The organism is Pseudoalteromonas sp. Isolate6 (assembly GCF_022398435.1).
GTDB classification, from domain to species: Bacteria; Pseudomonadota; Gammaproteobacteria; order Enterobacterales; family Alteromonadaceae; genus Pseudoalteromonas; species Pseudoalteromonas galatheae.
The window spans coordinates 1-6,440 of sequence record NZ_JAKEVK010000239.1; the positions used below are offsets into that span (position 1 = coordinate 1).

A 6,440-nucleotide genomic window follows, 5' to 3' on the forward strand; every position below is an offset into this window, starting at 1 on the left:
ACGGTTTTAGGCGTGTGATGGGCATTGTACTGATCGGCCAGTCGGAACTTGCCAAAAAGTTAAGCGGCCAGCACGTTCGTGAGTTTAGCTGGCGCTGCAATCAAATACGGATGCAGCCGCTAGGGATTTATGTTCCTCAGTATATTCGCCATAAGCTATCTCGCGTTGGTGTAGATGCTGACAAAATTTTTACCGAAGACGCCCTTAGCGCCATTCGCGGCAAGTGTATGGGGCGCATTCGCCACGGCATTGCATTGGATGATGCCGAGCTAGACCGCTCTTACCCACTCAATGTGAACACTTGGCTTGCTAAAGCCATGAATGCCGCCGCTCAAATTGGTGAGCAGCAGATCACAGAATCATTAGTTTTAAAGGTGTAGCTATGAGTCAACAGGTAGAAATTCAATTAACGGGTATGGCGTTGGTTCAAGTGACTAAAACAGTCACCGTTTCACAAGAGCAGTCAAAGACACTTTTAGCTGATGATGGCGCAATGCAACATCTGTTAGCCAGTGCGGTAAATGCACCAGTAAAGGCTTGGGATAACGTTTTTGGTAAGCGTGAGCTGATAGAAATAATTGAGCCTACAGGGGTTCGCTGTTTAACCACGCATTGCGGTTGGGTTGGGGAAGGCGTAAGCGTTTGCCCCAAATGCCAAGGCCAGCGTTTTCACAAATTTCAATCTATTCAACCAAGGTAGTAAGGGATCATCATGAATACACAAGACAATACAGCACGCACATTTTTAGCAAACCCGCGCGGTTATCAAGTACCGCTAGACAAAATTGCAGCCCACGACATTGAAAAACACGACCTAGTAAATGGGTTTGTTGATGAGGCCAAGGCGCTATCTGAGTTGCATGACGAATTTAAGCGCAAGGTGTTTAAGAGTGTGAACACATTTATAGCTGATTTGTTTGCAAGCTATAACGTTGAGATAGGCGGTAATAAAGGCAATGTTACGTTAACCAGCTATGATGCCAAGCGTAAAGTAGAAGTTGGCGTTGCTGATCAGATCACGTTTGGCCCTGAGATAAATGTGGCAAAAGAACTCATTGATAAAGTGATCAATGAAAAACTGGAAACACTAGGCGAAGACAAGCTACTGCGCCAAATTGTACAAGATGCGTTTAGCACCAACAGTGATGGTAATTACAACAAAGCGCGGATCATGGCGTTGCGTAAATACCGCCTAGCCAGTGATAGCGAAGATTGGGCCAATGCGATGCAAGCGCTTGATGATGCAATCATCTTGTCCAGTACCAAAACCTACGTGCGCTTTTACGAGCGCAATGCGCTAGGTAGCTGGGTTCATATCCCATTGGTAAGCAAGTCTCTATAAAGGTGGCGTTATGTATTTATCAAAATCAAAACTGATTCAATTAATACATGTAGGTAAAACGAGTTTAGGCTGGGACGAAGATTTGTATCGTCAAATTTTAGTCGAACTGACTAAGAAAGAAAGCTGCGAAGGTATGAACGTAGGTGAGCTAAACAAAGTGCTGTCTCACATGAAAGACAAAGGTTTTAAAGTGGTGACTAAAAAGCGCGGTGGTAAAAACTCACCAATGACTCGTGATATAGCACCCGAAGACAAAACGCCACTGGATAAACTGCGCCAAGTTTGGATCGCTATGAGCCATCGTGGCTATTTACGCGATGGCTCGGAAGCCGCGCTACTCAATTGGAGTAAAGCTCAGGCAAAACGCATGAATAAGAATGTGGTTATTGAGCGGCTGGAGTGGCTACGCGTACCAATGGTTCATGCACTGATTGAGCAGTTAAAAAGCTGGTATGCGCGTTGTATGGCCGAACAACTCAAAGAACTGGTTAATGTTTTACAAGGGTTAAAACTCAGTAGCGCACACCAAATTGAAGCAACCAAAACTGTTTACGAGCTGGGAGATTTTAAAAAGTGCAGTGTTGAGCAGCTAGAGGCTGCAATTGCGTTTATTGGAGTTATGTCTGATCGATATTCGGAGGCGTCTAAAAATGGCTGAAGAATACGGCAAAGTTACCGAGCGCGGCGATGGCATGTTGCTCACTATATTTGAATTGGTCATGCGTGGAGTGAGTGAAACCGTTGATGAACAATCAGCGCTAGATATTGGGCGAAAGGTTGTTGATTCAATCCGCCATACATTTGGTGGTGAGGTTGTATACGTCTGCAAAGGTCGTTCAATAGACGCAATCATGATGAGCAATCAGATTTGGGCAGAGTTTAACGGCACGAATCACGTTGAGTTGTCTAAAAAGTTTGGCTGTTCTGTTCAGTGGATCTACACGGTTGTTCGCACCATGATCCAAGTAAAGCGTGATGAGGTTCAAGGCGATTTGTTTGACGATAGCAAAGGCAACGGCCCACAGGACAAAGGGCCATCACTATGCTGAAAGCAGACGACGAGATCACAGTAAACACATTGTTATTATTGCTAGCTCTATTTACCACGTTACTACTCGGTTTTGAGTTTGGCAAAAGGGTATATATAGAAGAGCAAATGAGTGAGCCAGTGCAAACAGGCAGATTTGGTCGCAACGGCGGCCCATCAATTCCACCTACAAAACCCGAAACGCTACCTTTATATAGAGTGGTTTGGGATCTCATAAGTGAGGAGTAAGAACATGTATAATGAAGAACAAGATCGCAAAGCGCTACATTATATAGCTGGCTATTTGCATGATTCAGGTTGTAAGTCATTTGAGGATGTTGATATTGCATTGCAGCAACTCATCGACCAAGCGAAAGTAACGCAATCCGAATATAGAAATGGTACAGCTGAAAAAGCTACGTCAGTGAACTAACCAAACAAAAGCGGCGCAAATTTTAAAGCGCCGCTCATTTTGAAATATTGAAAACCGTTTTGAAATATTCTCTCACTCAATCCCGAACTCTCCCACATATTCCCGTAGTTTTCGCACAATTAGCTATAGAGTTTTTGTACATTGGATCACATGTACGTCAAACCCGTTGCAGTGGTGCGGCGGGGTTTTTGCTGTTTAGAAAATCTCGCGAGGTAAACTCGCTTCCACCATATACACATTTCTAGGGTTTGAAAAAACTCCAGGCGATAAAACGGCTTGTCTTATTACCTTGTTCCATCTCGATCACTTTTACTTGCTCTGCAGCGAACTGTTTAAGTTGCTGTTTAAGTGGTTTGACGTTGTCTTTATTAGAGATAAGGGAAGTGAACCAGTAAACTTGCTCTTTGAAAGTGACACTCTCAGAGATCATATCCAGTATAAAGCGCTTTTCTCCACCTTCACACCATAACTCTTGAGCTTGACCGCCAAAATTTAGCGAGGCTTGTGGTGCTCGGTTAAGGTTTTTCCACTTTCTTTGCGTGCCCTTGTTTGCATCTGCTTCACTGGAATGGAAGGGCGGGTTACACATTGAAAAATGATAAAACTGGTTTGCTTTTATTATTGTTTTAAAAAAGTGATTAGGCTGCTTTTGTTGCATCACTTTTACCGGCAACTTATTTAGTTCTGCGATGGTTTTGGCACACTTCACAGCAAGAGGATTGATGTCAGAGGCCACAAAGCGCCAGTTATATTCTCTTGATCCCAAGATGGGATAGATCAAATTGGCACCAGTGCCAATATCTACGCCTTGCACCTTATCGGGCAAGTTACTTTCATCTAACAGATCTTTTAGCGCATGGATATAGTCTGCTCTGCCTGGAACTGGCGGGCATAAAAATTGTGCGGGGATATCCCAAACTTGTATATCGTAGTCTGATTTAAGCAATGCCTTATTTAACAGTTTTACGGCATCTGGATTAGTGAAGTCGATGCTTTTTATGCCATCAGCTCGGTTGTAAGTAAAATTCTTTAAAGCGGGTTCAATCGCTATAAGCTTGTCTAGATCATAGCCTGAATTATGCTTGTTTCTTGGGTGCACAGGATTCTTCGAATAAATAAAAAGGATTATAACACTTTTAATCGAACGCTTAAGTCTTGAATACTGGCTTTATCTTAAAGGCATATCAACCCTTTTATTTGCTTCGTTTAAGAGTTTACTTATCAATCAGTCAACTGGTACGATGAGGTTAGTGTTCAAAGAATAAAAACAAAGAAATGATAGAGCAAAAATCACTATTAGTAGATATAGCAGATGGACATAAACTCCATCTCAGATATATAGCAAAACCGGATAGTAGCGGCCCCGCTGTGTTTTTTATGCATGGTGCGGTTGAAAATGGCAAAATTTTTTATACTGAAAGTAATAAAGGGCTAGCGCCTTTTTTAGCTGAACACGGCTATCGCTGTTTTGTTGGTGATCTTCGTGGGCGAGGAGAGAGCATACCTAAAATCGACGCTGAAGCGGATTATGGTCAAACTGAATCAATCTTGCACGAAATCCCTGAAATGCTGAATTTTATCGAACGATATACCGGATCTAGAGCACAATATTGGATTGCGCACTCTTGGGGAGGAGTATTGATGAATAGTGTTTTTGCACGCTTTCCTGAAGAAATTCCGCATGTTAAAGCATGTGTTTATTTTGGCTCTAAGCGTAGTTTACATAACAATCACCCGAGCAAATTACTGAAAGCAAACCTGATATGGTTTAACGTTGCGCACTATTATTCGAAAAAGCATGGGTACTTACCTGCGAAGAGGCTCGGTTGGGGAAGTGATGATGAGTCTTTAAAATCACATGCTCAAAGCGCTGACTGGGCACAGAAGCAGCCATGGATTGACTCCGATGACGGTTTTAATTACGCCGAGGTATTACAAGACATGACGTTGCCTCCAATCTTGCACATTGCGGGCGTTAAAGATAAAGCACTGGCACAACCTGTTGATATTCAAGCGTTCATTCGTGAATCAGGAAAGGGGATACAAGAACTCAGAATTTATGGAAAAAGTCACGGCCATCGGCACAATTATGGGCACATAGACATGTTAACCCATAAACATGCACGCGATGATCAGTTTAAAGATTTACTGGCGTGGTTTGATCGCTTTGCGGTTGAGCAATCATCTTCTCAATAAACGCTTCATATCGCTGCCACTTTTCGAGAGGCTGCGTGCTGATTGGCTTTCTGACCTGTGCCTTACTTAGCGTATGCACCGGCTTTTTAGATTTGTGAAACTCCAAGCATTCTGGTTCGTATTTTTGATATAGAAAGCTCAAGCATTGCTTGATGGTCTTTTCGGGTTCAGCGATAAGTTGTTCGTAACTGAGCGTAAAAATATCTCTTTTCATAAACTGGTTAAAATGGGACATCAAGTCACTTTGCGCTTGCGCATACAAGGCAAATTCACTTAAAGAGCAGAAGTAGGGCTCGCTTTCGGCGAAATGATTACTATAGACCGACCACGCTGTCGCATTGAGGTTGCGAGTTAAATGAATAATTCGTGCCTCAGGGAATAGTTTGTGGATTAAGCCCAGATTTTGAAAATTAGCTGGAAGTTTATTGATCACTACTTCTTCCGACACTCGATGCCGCTTTATCTCGTCGACATAGAGTAAGCGGCAATGATCTAACATGGAGTTACTTAGTTGGTCTAAACAAGCTGGGAACTCTGCATTATTGCGTTTAAAGAGGTAAGGGACAATTTTATCGCTGATCACGGTATTCTCACCTAGTGTGCCAACATGTGAATGTTGCACTAGCATTTGCTCTAAGAGAGTCGAACCTGTTCTCGGTAAACCAACAATAAAAACAGGTGTAAATGTTGTCTTAACCCTATCACTAGGTTTATCAAAAAATGCTTTACCACAATGTTGTTTGATTGATTCAAAAAAAGGCAGCATGTCTACAGTACGAAACTCGCTCATCAGCAGCTGTGTATCATTCGCTAAGGCATAGTTATCTTGAGCTGCATTATAGTTACCTAATTGTTCATGACACTTAGCAAGAGCATAGTGGACCACTGCTTTTAGCCTCGGTGCTTCAAACTCATTTTCCAGTTTCTCTAAAATCGCTAAATATGTAGGTAATTCTTTGGCTGAGGACATTTGTACCAGTTCGTACAGCATAAATGCTGTCACGGTACTATGAGGACAACCTAACCCCGCCTTAAAGACGTTTTTAGCTTGTTCAATAAAGCCATAGTCCAGATAAAATTGACCGAGTTGGTAATGGGCTTGAGCATTATGTTTTGCCACGCTTAAGGTGTATTCAAGTACGGTTTTTGCGTCAACAGGTGAACCAACGGCTAAAAACGCATCGGCCAAGGCGAAGAGCGGTTCAAGCATTTTTGGTAAATGTTCGCAGGCTCTTTTTAAATAGTAGATTGCGTTATCATATTGCTCTAAACGCATGCATATGCGGCCTAAACCAAATAGAGCAGGACCGTTGTTAGGTGACTGTTTTAGTACAGACTTGTACATAAACTCAGCTTCTCTAAGCTTATTTTCGGCCAATAATTCGTTGGCTCGCTTTAATAACAACATTTTCGTATTCAGAGTTAACTACTTTGTTATATAG

10 protein-coding genes are annotated in these 6,440 nt (G+C 42.5%); 8 read left to right on the forward strand and 2 right to left on the reverse strand.

What is annotated here, in order from left to right:
• The 7 genes from L1D50_RS20515 to L1D50_RS20545 form a co-directional block, all read left to right on the forward strand.
• Positions 1–380, forward strand: a 380-nt coding sequence (locus L1D50_RS20515; protein ID WP_239966701.1) for a hypothetical protein, incomplete at its 5' end; no start/stop codon positions are given.
• A gap of 2 nt (positions 381–382) precedes the next feature.
• A complete protein-coding gene (locus L1D50_RS20520) occupies positions 383–700 on the forward strand; it encodes a hypothetical protein (RefSeq protein WP_239966702.1) in 318 nt (105 codons plus the stop codon).
• A 12-nt stretch (positions 701–712) separates the two neighbouring features.
• Positions 713–1,342 (forward strand): DUF3164 family protein, encoded by a 630-nt coding sequence (locus L1D50_RS20525; RefSeq protein ID WP_138521764.1) that lies wholly within the window; start codon positions 713–715, stop codon positions 1,340–1,342.
• A gap of 10 nt (positions 1,343–1,352) precedes the next feature.
• The gene (locus L1D50_RS20530) at positions 1,353–2,000 is read left to right on the forward strand and encodes a regulatory protein GemA (RefSeq protein ID WP_239966703.1); all 648 of its coding nucleotides are present in this window, start codon (positions 1,353–1,355) and stop codon (positions 1,998–2,000) included.
• Positions 1,993–2,391, forward strand: a complete 399-nt coding sequence (locus L1D50_RS20535) for a Mor transcription activator family protein (protein WP_239966704.1) — start codon at positions 1,993–1,995, stop codon at positions 2,389–2,391. Before L1D50_RS20530 ends, L1D50_RS20535 begins: the two co-directional genes overlap by 8 nt.
• On the forward strand, positions 2,385–2,618 hold the full coding sequence (locus L1D50_RS20540; RefSeq protein ID WP_239966705.1) for a hypothetical protein: 234 nt from the start codon (positions 2,385–2,387) through the stop codon (positions 2,616–2,618). Before L1D50_RS20535 ends, L1D50_RS20540 begins: the two co-directional genes overlap by 7 nt.
• A gap of 4 nt (positions 2,619–2,622) precedes the next feature.
• A complete protein-coding gene (locus L1D50_RS20545) occupies positions 2,623–2,802 on the forward strand; it encodes a hypothetical protein (protein ID WP_239966706.1) in 180 nt (59 codons plus the stop codon).
• Between the two features lie 241 nt (positions 2,803–3,043).
• Here L1D50_RS20545 and rlmF read toward each other — a convergent pair whose 3' ends face one another.
• Entirely contained in the window at positions 3,044–3,901 is an 858-nt protein-coding gene (gene rlmF / locus L1D50_RS20550; protein WP_239966707.1) for a 23S rRNA (adenine(1618)-N(6))-methyltransferase RlmF, read from the reverse strand.
• Between the two features lie 176 nt (positions 3,902–4,077).
• On the opposite strand from rlmF, the gene L1D50_RS20555 reads away from it, so the two are divergent.
• Entirely contained in the window at positions 4,078–4,998 is a 921-nt protein-coding gene (locus L1D50_RS20555; RefSeq protein WP_239966708.1) for an alpha/beta fold hydrolase, read from the forward strand.
• On the opposite strand, the gene L1D50_RS20560 is transcribed toward L1D50_RS20555, so the two are convergent.
• The gene (locus tag L1D50_RS20560; protein ID WP_239966709.1) at positions 4,940–6,406 is read right to left on the reverse strand and encodes a sulfotransferase; all 1,467 of its coding nucleotides are present in this window, start codon (positions 6,404–6,406) and stop codon (positions 4,940–4,942) included. The two genes, L1D50_RS20555 and L1D50_RS20560, sit on opposite strands and share 59 nt — an antisense overlap.
• Positions 6,407–6,440 lie beyond the last annotated feature (34 nt).